At 43.2% G+C, this 21,131-nt stretch carries 6 protein-coding genes; 1 reads left to right on the top strand and 5 read right to left on the bottom strand.

All coding sequences use genetic code 11. The features are described from left to right. Window positions 1-140 precede the first annotated feature (140 nt). The 4 genes from H70737_RS31455 to H70737_RS09305 all read right to left on the bottom strand — a co-directional run bounded on the left by H70737_RS31455 (window position 141) and on the right by H70737_RS09305 (window position 13,330). Window positions 141-6,329 (bottom strand): rhamnogalacturonan lyase family protein, encoded by a 6,189-nt coding sequence (locus H70737_RS31455; protein WP_269321821.1) that lies wholly within the window; start codon window positions 6,327-6,329, stop codon window positions 141-143. A 418-nt stretch (window positions 6,330-6,747) separates the two neighbouring features. Continuing rightward, window positions 6,748-8,580 carry a UbiD family decarboxylase gene (locus H70737_RS09315; RefSeq protein WP_042186631.1) on the bottom strand — a complete coding sequence of 611 codons (1,833 nt, stop codon included), beginning with the start codon at window positions 8,578-8,580 and terminating at the stop codon, window positions 6,748-6,750. Between the two features lie 110 nt (window positions 8,581-8,690). Then, the gene (locus tag H70737_RS09310) at window positions 8,691-9,212 is read right to left on the bottom strand and encodes a serine O-acetyltransferase (protein WP_042186629.1); all 522 of its coding nucleotides are present in this window, start codon (window positions 9,210-9,212) and stop codon (window positions 8,691-8,693) included. Window positions 9,213-9,571: 359 nt separating this feature from the next. After that, window positions 9,572-13,330: an alpha-L-arabinofuranosidase C-terminal domain-containing protein gene (locus H70737_RS09305; RefSeq protein WP_042186627.1), complete on the bottom strand. Its 3,759-nt coding sequence runs from the start codon at window positions 13,328-13,330 to the stop codon at window positions 9,572-9,574. A 258-nt stretch (window positions 13,331-13,588) separates the two neighbouring features. Here H70737_RS09305 and H70737_RS09300 point away from each other — a divergent pair, with 258 nt between their 5' ends. Beyond that, window positions 13,589-14,173 carry a GNAT family N-acetyltransferase gene (locus H70737_RS09300; protein ID WP_042186625.1) on the top strand — a complete coding sequence of 195 codons (585 nt, stop codon included), beginning with the start codon at window positions 13,589-13,591 and terminating at the stop codon, window positions 14,171-14,173. Window positions 14,174-14,228: 55 nt separating this feature from the next. Here the strand turns inward: H70737_RS09300 and H70737_RS09295 are convergent, their stop codons facing one another. Then, window positions 14,229-20,951 (bottom strand): DUF4350 domain-containing protein, encoded by a 6,723-nt coding sequence (locus H70737_RS09295; RefSeq protein WP_042186623.1) that lies wholly within the window; start codon window positions 20,949-20,951, stop codon window positions 14,229-14,231. Window positions 20,952-21,131: the final 180 nt, after the last annotated feature.

Genomic DNA, 21,131 nt, shown 5'->3' with positions numbered 1-21,131 from the left:
TCCTCCCTATCATTCGTTGTTTAGATTCATATGACGATGATAGTGGAAATAGTCTTGCAGAATCCTTTAAATCTTAGATAATCTCAAAAAGCGCCTAGCCGGATATTACCGACGTAGGCGCTTTTTTAACTATTGCTTAATTATTTTACCGAGACTTTCATAACTGTACTTTCACTAACGCCTTGATCATTCATCAGTTCTACCCGGTATTCATAAACACCCGGAGATCGATTCGTGATAGAAGTAGAAGCCGTTTGGGCATTCGGAGTATTTGCTGTTAAAGTCTGTGTATCGATCAGCACTCCATTCTCATACAAGCGATACACTTTGCCGTTCATCCCCCACCATAGATTCATGGTCACTTTATACTCGCCATCACCATCCCAGTTGTCATTAGATAACACTGGCTTACCTGGCGCAGCATCCTTCACTTTAACCACATGAGAAGTAGATACCGTTGTTCCAAAAGAATTGGTTAGCTCAGCCGTGTAGGTGTAGGTACCGTTTTCTTTTCCAGTAATACTAGTCACTGCGGTCTGTGTGGTTGGGGAGTCGTCACGTAAGGTTTGAGTGTCTATTAAGGTACCGTTCTCATATAGCTTGTAGATCGTACCATTGTTGCCCCACCACACGTTCATTGTGATTTGGTAATCACCATCCAAGAGTCCTGTATCCTGCCCATTGTTATTGGATAGAACCGGTTGCCCCGGAATTCCTGTAGCCTTCTGAGGTCCGTTTACGACTATAATTACTTGTTCTGTCGTCGAGAGTCCAGCGTTATTCACAGCTGTTGCGATGAACGTATGTGATCCCGTAAGTCCTTTGAGTGGAATCTCATCTCCATAGACAACTTCTTTTCCATCAAAGGTGATATCCAGACTACGAATACCAGACTCAGGATCTTCTGCTACGACCTGTACCTTCAAGATATCCGATTCACTCATTTGAGTAGAAGGTAAACCCGTTATTGCAGGTGGTGTAGTGTCCTCTGTTTCCACAGGCGAGCCTACATATTGAATTTTTGGCGCCGCTGGTTGTTCCATGCCTTCGCCAAGAAAAAATCCAGGATGCGGAGGTTGATTATAACCCACGTTCTGCCAAGATACTCCCAGTCGGTAGATCGGATCATGCATCAATGTGCGGATACGATAATCTGTCATATCCGTTGTTGTATAGATTCGTAATTCAGAACTGTCCGTTGCTCGCCAGATCACTTCTTCACGCCAATCCCCGAACAGATCCGCCTGCAAGCTTGGATTCGCCTTGGTGCCATTATTAGAAGAGGCCCCAGTTGCCGTCAACAAATTAGCTGTTGTCTGGTTGGTGTAATCCCACTTATCCACTCGATTAGAATCCAGCAATTCCCGCAAAAGATCGCCATCCCACCAAATGCCGAAATTCGTTGAGGAAGGCAGCTTATTCGTGATTAGCTCTCCCTGTGCACTGTATACGCCTGTAACAGGGATCTGCACTTCATTGGTGATCGTTGCAGCCCATACCTCTTCCCCAGCATAACGCGGGTCAATATCTGCTGACATTCCGCGTCCAGTATCAATTCCTGTGAACACACCCCATATGGTTTCCCCTGTAGCTGCATCACGCATTTCAATACCATACTTGGAATCGGTATGCTCATGTACATCAAAGACCTCCAACCCCGGTCTGGTAGGATCAAGATCTCCGAAATGGATCGCATCTCCATGACCAAGCTTTGTATTATACAGTGGCAATCCATCATCATCGATCGCCATCGCGCCGAAGGTTATTTCGTCCTTGCCATCACCGTCTACATCTCCAACAGAAAGGTTATGGTTGCCTTGACCGGCATACTCTCCATATCCTTCATCGTTGGAATCGAAACGCCATACTTTTTCGAGCTTGCCACCACGATAATTGTAAGCTGCAAGCACGGTTCTAGTGTAATAACCACGGCTAAAAATCACGCTTGGCTGTTCACCATCTAAGTAAGCTACGGCGGCTAAAAAGCGGTCCACCCGATTACCATAGGCATCGCCCCAAGCGCCCACATCACCACGCGGCGGATCATAACTAACCGTATCCACTGCCCGGCCTGTTGCCCCTTCGAACACTGTTAAATACTCATTGCCGAGGAGCACATAACCCGAGCTATTGCGATAGTCTGCACTTGCATCACCGATCACGGTACCTTGACCATCAACAGTACCATCTGCTGTCTTCAGCATAATCTCAGCACGACCATCACTGTCCAAATCGTAAACCATGAATGGTGAATAATGCGCGCCAGCACGGATATTAGGCCCTAAATTAATCCGCCATAAACGTGTGCCATCTAGCTTATAAGCATCCATATAGACTAGTCCTGTGTAACCTGCCTGGGAGTTATCTTTGCTGTTCGAAGGCGACCATAACATGATGATTTCGTAGACCCCATCACCATCCACATCCCCTACACTTGCATCCCCTGCACTATACGTATATGGCTGACCGTCTTTGGTGTAATCATCTGCTGGTTTTTGCAAAGGGATAGATAGGTACTGCTTCTGCCATACGCTGAATTCTTCCGAAGCCGCTTTTTCGACTCCATTGATTACTGATGTAATTCTATATTTGGCGTCAGCTGTACCGGAAGGATCGAGATAGTTCGTGCTTTGCGTAATCAACGACTCATTTAGCTTCTCTTCCCCACGATACAGATTGAAACCGATCGATTCCGGGTCCAGACCTAACATCCTCCAGCTGATATAAACACCCGCATCTGTCTTAACCGCTACAGGCGCACGATCCAGCGCCTCCATCTTCCGGTATAGCGTTGTCACCGCTGAGGTTTCCAGCGAAGCGGAAAGATCAGAGATACCGCCTGCATTTACCGAGGCAACTTTGTAATAGTAAGGAATTGTACTTAAAATGGTCGTGTCTGTGTATGAAGCTTCGAATGATTTGCCGATCAGAATGAACTCACCATCCGCGGATTTCGCACGATAAATGTTGAACATCCTTGCATCCGATACCTCATTCCACGTAAAGGTCACATCATTTTTGTTCGTAGATTGTACTGCTAGACCACTAGGTACGGCTGCTTTTGCTACAGATGGATCAATCATAGACACCTTTAAGGCATTGGAGCCTACAGATTCCAGTCCTGTGCTATCGACCGAAGTTACCGTATAGATGTATTCCATACCGATATCCGCAGTGGTATCTGTGTAAAGCGGCTCTGTTGTCTCGCCCAGCAGCTCTGCACTATTCGCAACCGTTGCCTGACGATACACTCGGTATTTCAACGCACCATCCATACCATCCCAAGATAGATTAGCTGTGATAGGCTCATTGTTTAAGTCCAGACTAGCCAGTTGCAGATTCGTTGGGGCTAATAATAGAGGTGTGATTTCCAGTCCATTGAGATGAGCCGTTGTGCCACTAAAAACAAGATTCATCTGACCGTCTTTGACAGCGATCTGGTTATACAGCTTCTCAGCAATATTTTCCTTACCTGAAGAGACTGTTCCATAATCTTTGCCTTCAATTGCTACGTTCGTCTTGGTAGAACCAATCCAATCTCCGGTATAGGTCTTAACGGAATAATAACCATTCGGTAAATCAACTTTAAATTCATACGAGCCTCCAAAATAGATCACGAAATCTCTACGAAGAGCATCAGTCGCACTACCGCGATCTCGATCACTCATATCTTCACTTGAGGACAAGCCATAGCCACGTTCTGTTGTATAAAGTACATTACGGTTCACTTCCGTATAACCTGCGGCAAGGGGTGAGCCAACAGGTCCAAAATCATAACGATATTGAGCGGACTTCGTAGTCAGCTTAACTTCATCTGAAGGCTCAGACTCTCCTAACCCATTTACTGCAGTCACTCGAACGGAGTAGCTGTTACCTTCCGCCATTCCGCTTAATGTTAAAGTTGGAACAGTGGCAGTTCCTGCCAATGCGTAAGCAGTTTCAGCTTCTGACGCTAGCTTACGATAGATTTTATAAATATCAGCACCCTCTACTTTATCCCATTTCAGTACTGCACCTGCATTACTGATACTTCCCGCTACAAGACCTTGTGGCTTGGCAGGCACTGTTTCTGGCTGCTTAATGTCCTGTACAAAGCTGGAGAGCGGAATGTTTAATTGCTCTATTCCTTTGGCCAGCAGACGAGCCATTTGAATCGCTCCGTACTCTTGAAAGTGAGTATCGTCTGCCGACCCATTCGGAAAAGCACCATATATCCCTGCATCGAGGTGAAGGAATACAGAGCGTGTAGCTGCAAAACCGATCGAATTGTAATAAGCGACACTTAGCGCGCTAAGATCAACCAATTCCACATGCAGCTCATTGGATACCTCTTTCATCGCCTGCACATATTCAGGGAAACTCACATTAAATTTTTCCGTGGCAGCATTATAATCTCTGCGGCCCATCGGGGTCACCAGAATCGGAGTCGCTCCTCTTTGTCTGGCACCCTCGACATACGTTTTTAAATAATTTTTGTAATCTGCTGGAGAGGCATACCGATCAGGAACACTGATCGTTGCGTCATTGTGGCCAAATTGGATAAGGAAATAATCACCTGGCTGTATCTTTCGCAGTACTTCATCCAGCCGCCCCTCTACAATAAATGACTTAGAGCTGCGGCCTCCGATAGCGTGATTCTTAAACGTTACTTCCTCGCTAAAGAAATCAGGAATCATTTGTCCCCAGCCAGCCTGTGGTATCCAGTAAGGATCGTAAGTCTGCACAGTTGAATCACCCGCAATATAAACTGCAGGCAATTCATTAGCAGGACGATTTGGCTGCTTAGTAATCACCAGTGCATTGATATTAGGCTTCGTGCCAGAGAATACCAAGTTCATTTGTCCATCCACCAAAGCGATGTCAAAGTTCATTTCCAAATACTGACCATTTGTTTTACTTGTCTGCTGAACCTTTTGAATGGATTCAACCTTGATGCCAATGTCTGTGTCTCCGGCGCTATCTCCAGCGATAAGTGACACAGTATAATCGCCATTCGGTAAATCCACATTAAAAGTAGTATCCTTAGGTACTACAAAGTCTGATCGCAAAGGATCAGAGGTTCCCCGGTCTACACCAGTTACCTTTGATATATCCGTAAAGCCATATTTGACGGCAGGAGAATAAGATACTCCGGCATCTACCTTAAGATAACCTTCCGCCGCAGCACCTGGGCCAAAATCAAAGGAATATACATTTCCATCTGGCAATGTTACCGGTGGCGTGTATACCAAACTTTTCACTTTATTAGATAACTGGGATTCTCCTTGGACATTAGCAGCTTTTACCCCATAATATTGCCGTTTAGAGGTATCCACTGCTACATCTGTAAATGTCGCCGTCTCCGACTTCCCAATCTCATGGAAGGTTCCATCTGCTGAATCAGACCTTAAGATTGTATAACGGGTAGCTCCCGCCACGTTGTTCCAACTTAGCTGAACAGAACTCGCACCCACGCTGACAATCGAAAGGCCCGTTGGTACTGCCGGAACCTCTGCCCCCGGAATTTCATCTACCGTCACAGGTGCACTCAAAGCAGACTCCTCACCGCTGCCTTTAACAGCAGACACATTATAAATGTAGCCACTGCCTTCATTTACGTCTGAATCCACGTAGCTGTTAGCAGTAACTTGAGCTACCGATTGAATAGTCCCGCTAGGAAGCTCTGTCCGATATATATTGTAATAGACTGCTTCTGTCACGCTGCTCCACCCGAGAGAGACCGCAGTGGGCGAGAGATTCGTAACCGCTAAGCCCTCAGGAGCCTGCAGTGGACCCGGCACGATTTGCTGAATCATAAGTCCATTTAAATACCCGCCAACCCCTGTACCCGTGATGCCAACGGTTAGTTGACCGTCTTGGACAGTCGTGCGGTAGGTGGCTTGATTTACAGCCTGCTTGCTGCTTATTGAACCGGCCGTTATTCCTTCCAAGGTAATCGTAGTTTTAGTTGTACTTGTACCTGCCAATAAATCTCCTGAGAATACAGTCACATCGTAATCCCCATTAGGAAGATCCACTAGAAAGGCGTAGGACAATCCCAGTACAAAATCATTAGTCAGTTCATCTCCGCCCGAGCGATTTCTCGAAGCAACCGCCTGATCTAAACCATATCCTAGCTCCTTCGTATACAACTTTGATTCATGCACAGCTGTATAACCACTCATTACAGGACTTGTTGCCGTTCCAAAATCATATCGCAAAGTTATTGGACCTGAATCCGCACTGGCTGGTTGCACTCCAAATGTTGTAGAGGGAAATAGAGATGAACAAATGAAGACCCACGACAATAACACAATAAGTATTTTATTCCCCATTTTATTTCTCTTCATCTTCCGTGCTTCACCCGCTTTCTTATGATTGAAAGAACTTAGTACGCATCTGGCCCCGTTGTAGTAAACGCTTACAATAAGTTTCATTGTCATTCGTTCTTCAAATATAAGTTCACTTCGTGCGCGTATCCCCTCCTCCTTGCTCAGACACTTTTCTGGATAATTATTTCCAGATGCACTCATATCCAACACGATACTACCACCTAAGTTTCACTATGAACATTTAAAAAACAGAGTTTATCATACACTAAACCGTTCAAATCACTCGCCTATAGTTATAAAATCCTACGATTTCGTGACAAGCTGGGACATAAAACCCAGAATACACCTATACATTTTTAATTTCATATGAGTAAAATCATTTCAAAAAACAGCAAAAAGACCTCTTTGGTTTCCCAAGAAGGTCTTTGAGTTATGGTTAGATCTTACCGTTTAAGCTCCCACCTGGAGCAAATAATCGTTCGATATGCTTTTGAACCACTGGATCCGGAATTAATGGTGGCGCTTGATGAGGTTTTACACGCGCATCAATAATCACGTTATCACATGACCAATGCTTATACTCCGTTGAACTGTTCACGCCATATATATCATGAGAAGGATTGCTGCGTGTGAACGTCGCCCATAGGAAATTCTCAATTCTATCACTTAAGAACTCGCTATTATCACATACAATAATCATCGGACAAGATGGGAGTGCTCCCTGTACTTGAATCGCTTCGCTAAGCTTGTTCATTTCCTGCGCTGCTTCAGCGTAAGTAGTGAATTTAGAGCCTTGAAGCGCCACGAGACCCGGCATCACCATCTTTGCATGTCCAAATCCCTGTAGTTCTTCAAGTATGTCAGGAACCTCTGTACATAGCTCTCTTTTCTTCTCCCCAACCGCAGCGAAAATCACCTTACTTCCGCTGTTTAGTCCTGTACCAGAATAATCAAGGGTATCAATCGTTGTATTCGTATAGAAATGAATATCTCTGCGAAGATTAATTCGCTCTAAAATATACGTCAAGAAATCCTCAACATCATGTGTGCTGATAGGTTGTTTCTCTTCGGCTGTAATAAACAAGAATTTAGCTAAACTAAGCTGACCTGTGCCTAATATCCGATTCGCGATCGTAAGAATCTCCGCTGGCTGCTTCACTTGTTGATAAGGTGTATAACGTTCACTGCCAATCGCAAACAAAAGGGGATGAACACCAGCAGCATCTACTGCATGAACTTCTTTGACACCCGGGATTTCTTGTCGGATAGCTCCACCCGTTAACTCGTGAATTAACTCACCAAAAGCGGTATCCTCTTGTGGGGGTCTGCCGACAACCGTAAATGGAAAGATTGCATTCTTTTTAGCGTACACTTTATGTACTTTCATAACTGGAAAAGGATGCACTAAGCTGTAATAGCCTAAATGATCGCCAAAAGGTCCTTCCGGCTTCGTCTCACCAGGATGAATTTCCCCTGTGATCACAAAATCCGCATCATTACTAATGCAATATCCATCTACATAGCTATAGCTGAAATGACGTCCCGAAAGTAAACCGGCAACGATCATCTCACTCATACCCTCAGGCAAAGGCATTACAGCCGATAACGTATGCGCTGGAGGTCCGCCGATAAAACAGCTCACTTTAAGCGGTTCTCCTTTTCGATTGGCTCTTTCTTGATGCACGCCGATACCGCGGTGAATTTGATAGTGAATACCAACCTCTTTATTGAGTTCATAATCATTACCATTCAACTGAACACGGTACATCCCCAGATTGGAATTCATAATGCCAGGCTTGTCTGGATCTTCGGAATACACTTGCGGCAATGTGACAAAAGCGCCACCATCCTCCGGCCAATGTGTGATCAGCGGAAGATCAGAAATACTGACTTCCTGAAAACCACTTGGTAGACCACCCGGCTTTTTAATAGGCAATGCTTTTCTCGCAGATAGTCCTGTCCCTACATATTTAAAAGGATTCTTAAGTGCCTTCATAGGATCGTTACGAAGTGCAATTACGTTATGTGTGGAGTTCCAAGTACGCCGAAAAATAAACTTACTGCGCTCTAGCGTTCCAAAAAGGTTAGATAAGGCACGAAATTTCGAGCCTTTTACATTTTCAAATAATAATGCAGGGCCACCAGCTTCATAAACCTTCAAGTGAATCGCGGCCATCTCCAGATAAGGGTCCACTTCTTCACGAATACGAACCAAATGTCCATGTTTCTCTAAATCATTAACACACTCTTCTAAATTGCTATATTTCATTTCATTACTCCGATCTCTAGAAGGTTATTAGAAGATTTCTTGGATGCTTTAATTATACCCTGTAACTTTTTAAAATAAAGCGATACCCTATGTAATAGAACATCCCGCCGTTATCTTGTATTCTCAGGTTTGGGTTCATCTCTTAAAATATTTCTGGCAGGAATCCCTACTGCCGAAGCATTATCCGGCACATCTTTAACCACAACAGACATAGCTCCGATATTAACATCGTTCCCCAGCGTAACCGGGCCTAGTATCTTAGAACCTACTCCGATAAATGCTCTATCACCAATCACGGGTTCCCCTAAGTTATTTCTCCCCCCAATGGTCACTTGGTGAAAAATAGTAGCGTTGTTGCCAATCACCGCTTTAGGACTAATGATAATTCCATTTAACCCATGCGGTAAATGAAGTGCATCACCAATTTGAGCCTCTGCATGAAGCTCTCCACTGGCAACAATTCGAACAAAAAGCACATCCATTATTCGATATAGGAGCCACAAAGGTTTGCGGATCAGGCCACTTTTCACCCGATAATACACCCAATTTCCAAAACGATAAGTAAACAAAGCCATAATCGTTTGTGGATTTTTTAGATTCGCCTTCCAGTCCGTTTTGAATAATTTCATCATTGTATCATCCTCCTATTGGGGCAAGATATGAACTATATTCTCGTGAAATGAAAGCCTTAGTGTGGCAAGCATAAACGCCTTCGGCGTCCTTACAAGGACGGTAAGCGTTTAAGCGAGAAATATAAGGATGATGTATAGCGTGAAACTTATACTTTCTTATATTTTGAAAAAATATTCTGGGAGGATCGCAGGATGGAGAGTCATTCGGGTGATTGTGCTTTCACCAGTGTATGTTAGATTCAGAGATTCATCAAGAAGTGGACAGTTCTCCCTATATAAACATCAACCGATTACAAGCCTTCTTAAACAACAACACGCGCCGAGGTGATATCGGCGCGCGCTGAATGCTATCTTTTCTATTAAATAAGATCCAGAACAATCACGTTCACAGAATGGGCAGCTAGATTTACAATTGCAGTGTCTTTATCAAACCTGATTTCCGTTTCAACTGGAGTAACCTTCTCATCATTTTTTCTGTTCACATTAGGTGTGTGAACTAGCGAAGCATCGCCCGTTAAAGTAATCCATTTACCGGTAGTAGCTACGTTTAAGCCTTTCAGATCAAGCTTCGTTGCTTTATCTACACGATCCGCATTCACAAGCTTCACATAGAGATGCTTATCATCTTTAGTAACGGAATTGTATAATTCTCTGTTATACGCTTCGAGCTTATAATCAAGCACTTTGCTTGTTGCCTTGCCATCTGTGTAAGAGCAAATCAAATGCTTGCCATCTGCTCCACCATAATTAACAGTGATGGTATATTCCGTATGATCCGCTAGCTCTTCATAGCAACTAGCTCTAAGGTTACCCGCTGCTGTACTAGAGGAATAATCGCCGAGTGTATAAGCCTCAATCCCTTGCTTGTACACCTTGACTCCTGTGGCATCGCCATTATAGCCAATCGCATATTCGATAACATCTTTATTTTCCGGTGAAATGTCTGTCAGACCTGCACCTACATAGAAGCCATCTTCGCCGGAAGCTTTTTCAAGAACGACCTCTACTTTATAATTAGTCCACGCGTCATTGAGAATATACAATCCATTCAGCCCGCTGTTCTGTGCCTTCAAGACTAGACCTTTGGAAGGATCAATCGTATATCCGGCAGAACCAGGAATGACTTTCCAAGCTTCATGCAGCGGCTGTGTAAAATCTTGCTCTAACATAACGCTGCCATCCGTATTCGAAGTAACCTTCACCCGCTTCACAACTACAGATGATTTCCCGGCAGCCACTTCAATTCCTCCGTGAGGAATGAGGTCTACCTTTTCCCCGTTGCGATATGTCGAGAACGATGTGCCAACCACTTTGGTGCCGAGATATTTAGCGTACAGCTGTTGAACATAGTAGTTCGGCGTGTACCATACAGTTTCATCATCAAACCAAATACAATCTGGTGTCCATCTGTAGGTGCCATCTGTTAATACCTTATTGAACAAAGGTGCCGTTGCAGCTAGTCTAATCACATCAGAGTTATTCTCGAAGCTGGACATAATCGCTGCTTCAGCAATCGCTCCTGCCAAAGTATTTTTATCTGTCGAAGCATATTCACCCACAAAAACCTTCGAAGTTTCAGCCTCGTCCAAGCTGCCATCTTCTTTATAAGCTCTGTAATAGTAATTGTAGCGATCCGCATTCTCTAACAAATACTCGTTGGAACGGTAGTAATGCTCGTCCGCAATCGTATCCATGTAGTTTTTTTGTTTCTCATACCAGGTAACCGTCTCTTCAATACTCGATGTTCCATCCGTGAAGCTGATCTGTTCCGAGCCCTGTAGATTTCCGCTTAGGAATTTCCAGCCTTGTTGATAGGCATCATCATCTGCTTGTGCTCCAACCGTAGAAAGAATGGTCAGTTCATGATCAGGGTAGTTTTTCACCATATATTCATCAATCGTTGTTTTAAAATACTCGAAGTTGGCAAAAAACTCTGTGCCCCAGTTTTCATTCCCCACACCCAAGTAACGCAGGTCAAACGCTGCTTCATGGCCCATCTTTTTACGCAAAGCGGCCCACTCGTTATTGTCAAAATCCATGCTAATCGCGAAATCAATCAGATCCGTAAAGTTCTTCACATAATAATCTCTTAACGCACCGCCAGCTGGATTCGCATAATCCGAACGAGCTTGACAGAGTACGCCGCAGGCCATAACCGGAAGTGGTGTTGCATTCAAATCTTCGGCTAATTGAAAATACTCCATATATCCAAGACCCATGGTCATCATGTAGCCCCATACATTATAGTTCTCTTTGCGAAGTTCGATATCGTTGACGGACTCTTTCCAATCGTACACATTCTCCCAAATGTGAGAGCCTTCAGAAATACAGCCCCCCGGGAAACGCAAGAATGTAGGATGAAGATCGACGAGTGCATTCACTAAGTCTTTTCGCAATCTATAGTTGGAATTTCCTTTATAGTTAGCATGAGCTGTAGCAGAGCGTTCTTCTTCCCCAGCGCCCCAAACATCTTCCGGCATTAAGGAGACCATATCAATGGAAATCTCACCGTTAAAGGTTAACGCCAGCTGACCGAGTACAGTTTCAGATCCTGTTAATACTAGCTTAGACTCTACACCATACTTCTTCCAGTTACCGTCACCGTACAACTCAACTACCGTTGTATCGCTAATGGCTTTACCATCTTTGTCGAGCAATTGCAGGGTGATTGTTCCCGCTGCCTCAGCCTTCGCCCAAATCGTGAAGTTATACTTAGCATCCTTCTTAATAAACATTGAGCAGTGCTGATTGGAATCCGCAAAGCCTCTGTTATTGATCGTCGCGCCATCTGCCACTGTCACATAATGCGCATTCATATCTTTATCTTCGATTCCAAAGAAATCGTTCAAGCCGCCTGTATGATGAACCGTCATTTTGTCCGTGTCACCGGACCATGCATGAAGAGGTGTATAATTTCTTCCTGTTGAAGTCCCGTGCACACCACATACATGCGAATAGCTGTCAAAAGCAAACGACTCAAAGGAACGATTCTGCACTAGCTCTGCATAAATTCCACCATCTGCCGCATTATTAATATCCTCATAGAAAAGGCCATATAAAACTTCGCTAACATCCAAAATCTCATGGTTTCCGTCGATCGTTAAGGTGTAGGGTGGCAAACCTTCTGGGAGCACAGATACGGTGAAGCTCTTCTCTACTGTACTGTCACCTTTTTTCAAAACTGCTGTAAGCGTTACACCTTTAGCAGAATGGACGGTTTTATTCACAACTCCCGCATTAGAAATAATTGCTGAGTCACTGGATACCCAGGACACGTCAACTTTTCCACCCATGAGCGAAGCTGGTAATTCGATATCTTTGGTGATGATTGAACTAGTGAAGGTTAAATATTTATCTTTTGCGAGCTTAACGATCTCTTCATCTGTCAAAGACTCGCACATAATCGCAATCACTTCGTCCTGCGTTAATCCCGCTTTATATACACGGAAGTCCGAAAGAGAGCCGCCAAAATCTACATCTGCAGCGTACTGGGACTTGCCGATCGTATTGTTACTATAATTCACTTGATCCTCAAATGTAGCAAACCACGTGCGTAGCTTAGCATATGTACCGCTAGAAGTCTGACTTATCATTCCATCCGCAACGATCTCACCATTGACATACATCACAGGTCCTGCACTGCTTAGTGTTCCACCTTTTGTTCCTGTGACCGCAAAGGCAACGTGCACCCATTCACCAGCAGCAAAGGATTTACCAGGATCTGCGACTAAATCTTCCCCCGCAAAACAAGTCCCCCGGAAATTACGCGTTAAAAAAATATAGGGTCCTGTCTCGCCTTTGCCGAAATCGAACAGTCTTTCCCATAAACTCCCGCCAGTACTTACATGCATCCAAGTCGAGACAGTAAGACCAGTTTGGTCGCTGACCTCTTTAAGCAGATCATCTGGCAAAGAAATATAGGATGTGCCATGTTCTCCACCCGCTAGTGAAACAGCACTTCTACCCGCTACAGTCTGTATGGATGGCAGCTTAGTCCCTGAAGTGGTTCCATCGTTCCCATTCCCCGAGTAATCTTGACCCACATGATCGGGGTTATCAAACTTATAATGCGCTATCAAATTACCATTAATAGATTTATTACTGTTGTCATTGTTCATAGAAGATCACCTGTCATCTTTTGTATTAGAAATCATAAAAGCCTAACCAATCTACTGATTACTACGACAAAACCGCCCCATCCGTGAATCATTTAACCTTTATACGAAACATAATAACACACTTTATAATCAATTAATATATTAACTAATTAATATTTGTGTGAAATAAAAGAAAACTTTTTTTATAATCAAAGATTACCAAATCGTACTTTTTATTCATGATAAAATGAATTTGAATGTATGAAGGAGAGATGAAATATGAATAACCATGTAGGTTATGAAACAACAAAACGCGATTTATTTACAATTGAATGTAAAGATATCCTGTTACGAGAGTTTAGAGTGGAGGATTTAGACGAGTTTCACGCACTTACCACGCAGCCTGAAATCATAGAATTTCTGCCCGACTGGAATGTCCCTAAAGAACAACGGCTAGATTGGTTAATAAACTATGAAATAAAAGAAAACCAACAGTTTCTACAAGCGGTCTCAGCGGATGGAAATATCGGGGAGCTTCGTCTTCGTTTAGGCATTATTTTAAAAGAGACGAATGAGTTTATAGGTTGGTGCTGTACAGGAATGAAGGATGAATTACCCGCTCCGAACAGAGAAATCATGTATGCCATATCCAAGGATCATCGCGGCAAAGGGTATACCACACAAGCTGCCAAGGGGTTAATTAAGTATTTGTTTGAGCACACTTCTACCGATGTATTAAACGCTATTGCTCTGGTACACAATACACCCTCAAATAAAGTTATACAGAAATGTGACTTCGAGTTAATTAATGAAATTACGATTGAAAATGAAAGCTATAATTATTACCAGCTTTCTAAGCGGTAATGGTATAAGAAAGAGCTGCCTGAATAATCTCAGGCAGCTCTTTCTTTAGTTCCAATTAGTTTATGAATTTAATGGATTGTAGAGATTGTTTAAGAATCTTAACCGCTTGTGCACGAGTTGCCAACGCTTTAGGAGCGAAGGTAGTCTCTGTCATCCCATTCATAACCTGGTTAGCGATTAATTCGGAGACAGATGCTTCAGCCCAGCTTCCAATAGATCCTTTATCTTTATAAGAAGCTAAAACATTACTTGGGTTCGCTGCAGATGAAGTATAGCCTGCATAGGTCAGTGCACGAAGCGTCATCACTGCCATTTCTTCACGGCTGATCGGTGCTAATGGGTGGAAGCTGTTATCTTCAAGCCCATTTACAATCTTCGCATCTGTTGCCGCGGCAACAGCGCCATAGAACCAATCACTCGCCTTCACATCCTTGAACTTCACCGTTGTCCCTTGAGCATCCAGCCCAAGTGACCGTACTAGTAAAGCTGCGAACTCCGCTCTTGTAATTTGCTGCTCAGGTGCAAAACGTGTAGAGGTTTCACCCTTAACAATTAATTTAGATGCAAGAAGCTCGATATCGCTCTGCGCCCAATGACCTTTAATATCATTAAACGTAACATCAGAGTGGATAACTGTGTAGGTGCTGTTTCCATTTCGTTTCATCTCTGCTACGGTTTCATTGCCTTTTACCGTAAAGAATGTCGGTACGAATACAAGCTCACCAGTTGCTTCATCATAACGGACTCCCGTACTGACTCGTGGATCAAGTACTGTATTCAGATTAATGGCCCTAGATACATAATACGTACCAAAGTTATTAATCTTTATCATCTTGCCATTACCCTCTGCGGTAATTTCAAACTTCAACGCCTGGCTTATCGAGCTGGCATTCTTTCGATTCGCTGCTTGATTGATAAGACTAGCTAATTGATCATCCACTTTTGAAATCACAATCGTAATCGTAATATCTTTCATATCCACACCTAGACTACTAATCAACTCTGCCGAAGGAATCACACTAGAAGGAAGATTATAGAAGTAGCCGTTATTCTGAATCAGTAGACTAGATCCTTTTCTAGAACCGTCCGTTGGTGCAAATGCCTGTAAAGGCAGTTCGATTTTAATCGGATTTGTGGAAACCTGAACTCCTAGAACTGCTTGTGCATGCGCTTGAAGAGCTTTAGTAAGTGAATTGGCATCGACAGATACTTTATCGTATGTCACGCCATCCTTACCCACTTCAGTGGTCACGGATATCTTACTGTTATCCAATAATGCCGAATGATCTGCTGGCACTGGTGTTGACGTCGGTTTCGGTGTCGACACTGAAACTAGTGATGTTGGATCTGCTGATGGAGATGGTGTTACCACCGGCGTTGCTGTTGCTGTTGATGTTGCTGTTGCTGTCGGCGTTGGTGTTACTGTCGACGTTGGTGTCACTGTTGGCGTTGCTGTCGCTGTTGCTGCCGGCGTTGGCGTTGCTGTCGTTGCCGTAGGTGTTGGTTCATCTGTACCTTTAGCCAATTCCTTAGTATCCCGTACCCGGATACGAGTTCCTTCCGTATTCTTGCCGGTAACCCCCACGGCTACAAAAGTGTCACCGATTGCCAATACCGGAACAGGACCACTCTGTTTCACGATATACCCATCGGCAAAGACCAGAATTGGACCTGAGCCATCATCAATAACATAGGAGTTCTCATCGAATTGTGAACGAACCTTCCCCGTCACTTTTACTAACAGCCCTTGATTACTATCCAAATTAGCCTGTGCTGTAGTTAATATAAGTGGTTGTACCGGATCCGTATGTCCTGTTTTAATTACGTCCATCGCGAACGAATCAAATTCAAGTTCATAGTTATTCTCGAATAGTTTCGTTTTTCCGTAAATTCGTACGGTATCCCCTTCAACCAAACTCTTCTCAGGAACTTCTTTAAAGGCCATAATCCCACCGGAAGCATCCTGAACATAGAACGCATCGAAGAAGATGTCCGAGCCCGTAACGACTGTTCCCTCAACTACTCCAGCTGTTCCTTCTGGTTGTGTCTTAAGGCTAGCAATAGTGTCGATCTTCGTTTCTCTGTGAGCTAGCCAATTGATAGAATTCAATCCAAGTTCATTATTGCCTTTAGGATTATAAGATTCATCCAATTGCTTATCATTCACAAAGTTCATACCGGAGACAATAATGCGCCCTTTCCCTACTTCTTCTGAAGCAATTGCAGGAATTGCCGAGCCACCAATACCGTCATCGATAATATCATAAACGTATCCGCCGGCAGCGATCTTATCTTGGTATGTCGTTTCATTACCTGATACAAGGATGGTTACTTTATCCGTATCTGCTAGTGCTTGATGTCCGACTTTTTCCAAGCTGGCCCCACTGTAATACTCAACGGTCAATGCCCGGTCTGTAATATAGTTTTTCACTAATCCTGGATGTAATCTAACCGTATATGTGTTCGTTCCTACAGGTTGAGACCAGAAGTTACCTTCAGGACTTGTATCAAAAATACCGTCATTACTGACCTGAATCGTAGATCCAATCTTTGCTAGTAGATCATTACTGATGGTAGGTCTTGAACTACCATTATTACTCTTCTCTGTTAAGAACAATGAACCTCCGCGCGCTACAAAATCTTTTATCGCCGTGCTTTCAGCATCAGTCACAGCCGCCGAAGGATGTGTAAACATTAGTACACTTACATCCGTCAATGTTGTATCTGTGATAGCTCCAGTGTTCTCTACGACAGTGTATCCTTCCTGCCGAAGCTGTGTGGTGAAACTTTTCAGATTGTCTTTATACGTACTTCCATCGGTTGATGTGTTCTCATTTTTATGTGAGGCATCGATCAATACTTTAATTCCCAAGGAAGCCTTAATGGCCACTTCCAACTCGAACTGGTTATCATCCGGTGAATCGCCAGGCGGCGCATCTACTACTGCAATTAATTTATGATTGCCTTGAACTGGATTGGACCATAACACTTGAGCAGTTGCTGTACCCTTAGATAATACGGAAGGAACTACAACTTCGTTAATCAAATGAGCGGAGTCAACAACATCATAATAAAAGTGAACCTTAAGATTACTTAGATCCTGTGATCCAAGGTTAGTTAATCCCGCTTCCAAGGTAGTCGGACTACCGGAAACCAAGCTGTTGCCTACAATATTAATACCGCTAATCTTAATGTCTGTAGTTACATCTTGTGACCAGATTGGAGCGGAATAAATTTGCTCTCCGTCCATTTGTGTTACCTTTACAACGAACCATTGTTGACCGCCTGTTACTTCAACAGAAGGACTCCAAGTGAAATCTTTAGTCATTGGTTTTGCTGTTTGGATAATTTTGTTGCCATTCGTGATCAATTCTACCTTAGCAACACGATCGTCTGATTTATATGAACTGCTGAGGTAACTATATTCAGGCTTGCTCTTCTCTTCAACAACATCATCTTTCCCTGCTATTGAGAAGTTAAGGGTATTGCCCTTCACTGTTGCTCCCATGTAACTGCCATTCGCAAGAACATCTAATGTAAAGTTTGGATCTTCACTCATGTACACGCGCATATTGCGCATCGACTGCAGCAAAGATTCCTGCGACAAATCATCGGATACGATTACTGTTCTCGCATTGGTCTGACCCCATGTACCATCATGGTTATCTTCACCATAAGTTGGGGCTACATGCCATCCCAAATCTAGTGCTTTGAAGTATTTACTTTCTGCATTCGCATAGCCATAATGACCTGATCCATTACCCACCTCAAACATGGTGAACAATTTATCAACATTTTTGTCATAAGGTGCGAAATTATTAAAAGCGTTCGCTGACATATCGGGATGATTGAACTGCGCCACGATATCGTCATACGTCAATACCCATGCATAATACTTACTCAAATCTTGATATTGACCGGAGTTTTGTTTACGATCAATAAAATTGTCGGTTCCAAATACGTTGGAATGACCCCAAGTAGTTGAAGTCATTTCAAACGCTGGGAATACAACAAAGCTATCATTTTTAGTGTATTGCTTCGCTAGATCCTTCGTTAATTTCCAGTCTTCTCCACCCGTACGTTCCGGTTGACCTTTATGATCTACGGTATCCGAGCCTACCATCGCGGCATCAATATCATGCGAATGATCTGAAAAAGCGAAAAAATCATAGTTATGTGCTTCGGCTGCCTTCAATGCATCTTCAGGCGTACCCGCAGCATCATGTGAAATATTCGTGTGATTATGAGTGGTTCCACGATAGTGGTTACCGCCTGTAAAGATAGGTGTAATTGTAAAAGTCCATTTATACGTTCCCGCATTATGCTTGTTATCACTAACATTCACGACAACCGTATGATCACTAATCGCAAGTTCGCTGCTATTGGTAATCATGATGATATCTCCGTTAATGGTAGCCGGAACAGTATTTCCATCCAGCTTGACCACTAAAGTGGATGCATCCAAACCGCTCGGTTCATCATATTTTACAGAAATTACTGGCTGTCTATCTTCAATCCTCGTACCTGACATTGGAGTCTCTTCGAAAAACTCAGGTGCAAATGTATCCTCAACTACAGAAACCTTAAAGGGTGCATCCGGTGTACCCGACTGCTTAGTGACTTCACCCATCTTAGCCTCTATGTAATACTCAAAACTATTACCTGAAGCAACAAAGCTAGAATTCAAATGTGCTGTATAGCTGCTGCCATCAGTAGTACTCATAGGTAATGAAGCATATACCCCACCAATGGTTCTGTAGTGAATAATTACAGAATCAGCATTTTTAGCTTTAGCGGCAAATTGAATATCCGCATTAGCATAAGCCTGTGTAATCGCTTGATGTGTAAGTGCAAGCTCTTTAACTTCTTTTACATCTTCGATGGATCTAGGAAATACCTGATACCCACTCTTAAAAGTAGTACCTGACACATACTGACTGAATATCCCGGTAAATGTGTAGGTTAAATCCTTCTCCAGCTTCGTCGGAACATCAATTCCACTAGCTGTAGTAACACGAACCGTAATCGTTTTGTTCGTTACAGTCTCTGCAACGGTAATGTTATAACCATTCCCAGCCATCGCTGGAATGTTAGTGATTTTACCTGTGAATTGAACTAATGTGCCTTCCAGTGGTTCTGCCTTTGTGTAATTGATTAAATCTAACAAAGTAGATTCTGTAGGAATAGGAAGCGCGGCTTTTCCATTCTTCACAACTTTCGTAGGGGTTATTTCTGTTAAGCCATTATAAAATTGAATCGCACCTGTGACTGTAACTAAATCACCTTGTGTTACTGTAACACCCGTTGGAAGGGTTCCAAAGACCGCGATTCCTCCTGTAGCATCTTGCATATAGAAGGTATTGCTTGCTGTCAATTCATTATTACCAATGACTACACCTTGAATCGTAAACACTTGATTAATTTTATCCGATTTACCGTTGCTATCATTTGTGTGTATCGTGCTGATCGGTGTAATAACCGATGTGTCTTCTTTAGTAACTACAGTTCGAGGACCCTCCAAATTTCTACCATTAGAGGTTACGGTCAACTGTGATACATAAACATCATCCATACCACCTGTGAAAGTAAAGGTGAACGATCCATCTGCTCCAGCAACAACATAGTCTTTTCCATCTGTTGTATTGGAGTTACGGCTTCCAGTTGTGGAGCTATTGTAGCTGTAGATTGTTGAATTAGGAACAGCAGCACCTGCAGCCCCTACAATTCTACCTCCACCTTGGGAATCAAGATAATAGTTAAGCTTGTCCGGATTAAGAGCTGCACTCGGCACAGCCAAACGAATAACTACAGGACTACTTGCACTTTTATCTAGATCTTTAGCCGTTAGGTAAACTTGTGTACTGCCGCCAGTATTATCAAAGGTTAAATTGTTAAATGCCCCTGACGCATCTGCATAAACAGCATTCGTGACCGCAACTGAACCTGTACTTGGATCATTAAGATACAAGGATACGTAAGTGTCTGCTGTAACAGACGCAATATTTCCTGTGACCATACCCAATGTACCTTCATTAGTGAATTGAATGTTCTGCCCAAGCGGTTGTGAGCTTTTGGTAATCACAATAGCTGGTGTAGCAGAGTTTCTTGGAGCAAGGACAGGCCCCACAACGAAATCCGTACTGTTGTTATCTGTATCTAATCCAGCACCTTTACCTGGTCCAGTGTTACTTCCATCCTCTGATCTCCGTTGTGCACTGGTAGAATTGCTTAGAGCCGATAATTTAGTTCCTTCTGACTCGTTGGCACCACCGAAGCCTAGAAAGTCAACCACACTAGGATCTGAAATCCCTGAAATGGCAGCCTGTATGCTTGTAAGTGCAACCTTTCCTTCAGTTCCTGATAAATTAATATTTCCAATCACATCAGCTTGAACAGGAAGGTCTGCCGGAGCATTAGCTCCCTTTGCACCCTGAATTAATAAAAATCCATGTGATTTAATAACTTTACCCGTGAGTGGTGTCATACTTACGGTCCCTGATGTAACAGCCGTAAATGCCCCCGCCTTGGAAGCATACTGAACAGCATAATTATTCAGATCCACATCATCGTCAGTTGGGTTATACAGCTCTATAAAATCATAGGAATATGGAGCCCCGTTATTCCCTCCCCCACCAAATACTTGGCTGATTACTACATGCGCAGAAGCAGCTCCTGCAACCTTAGGCAATAGCAATCCTTGCGGAATCATAGACAAGAACAGCAATACAGCTAATGCTAAACTTGTCCGTTTTTTCACTTTCTCAAACTTCAAACTCATGAACAAAATTCCTCCTCGTATAACATGTCAGCTATATTTTCATCATAAACCTGCTTTGTAAACGAGTTGTTATTGTTTTATTTCGTTTTGTAAAATTTAATTAAAAAAATATTAGAATTTTTAGTTTTTATTTAAAATATTCGCTCATACAACCCTTATTTTATCTTTTCAGTTAACACT

This window comes from Paenibacillus sp. FSL H7-0737 (genome assembly GCF_000758545.1).
Lineage (GTDB): Bacteria > Bacillota > Bacilli > Paenibacillales > Paenibacillaceae > Paenibacillus_AQ.
This window is presented reverse-complemented; position numbering and strand designations above follow the sequence as displayed.

Bases quoted from the DNA above. Each gene is read 5' to 3' on its own strand.
- H70737_RS09315 (WP_042186631.1), bottom strand. From the start codon at position 8,580: ATGAAATATAGCAATTTAGAAGAGTGTGTTAATGATTTAGAGAAACAT.
- H70737_RS09305 (WP_042186627.1), bottom strand. From the start codon at position 13,330: ATGAACAATGACAACAGTAATAAATCTATTAATGGTAATTTGATAGCG.
- H70737_RS31455 (WP_269321821.1), bottom strand. From the start codon at position 6,329: ATGAAGAGAAATAAAATGGGGAATAAAATACTTATTGTGTTATTGTCG.
- H70737_RS09300 (WP_042186625.1), top strand. From the start codon at position 13,589: ATGAATAACCATGTAGGTTATGAAACAACAAAACGCGATTTATTTACA.
- H70737_RS09295 (WP_042186623.1), bottom strand. From the start codon at position 20,951: ATGAGTTTGAAGTTTGAGAAAGTGAAAAAACGGACAAGTTTAGCATTA.
- H70737_RS09310 (WP_042186629.1), bottom strand. From the start codon at position 9,212: ATGATGAAATTATTCAAAACGGACTGGAAGGCGAATCTAAAAAATCCA.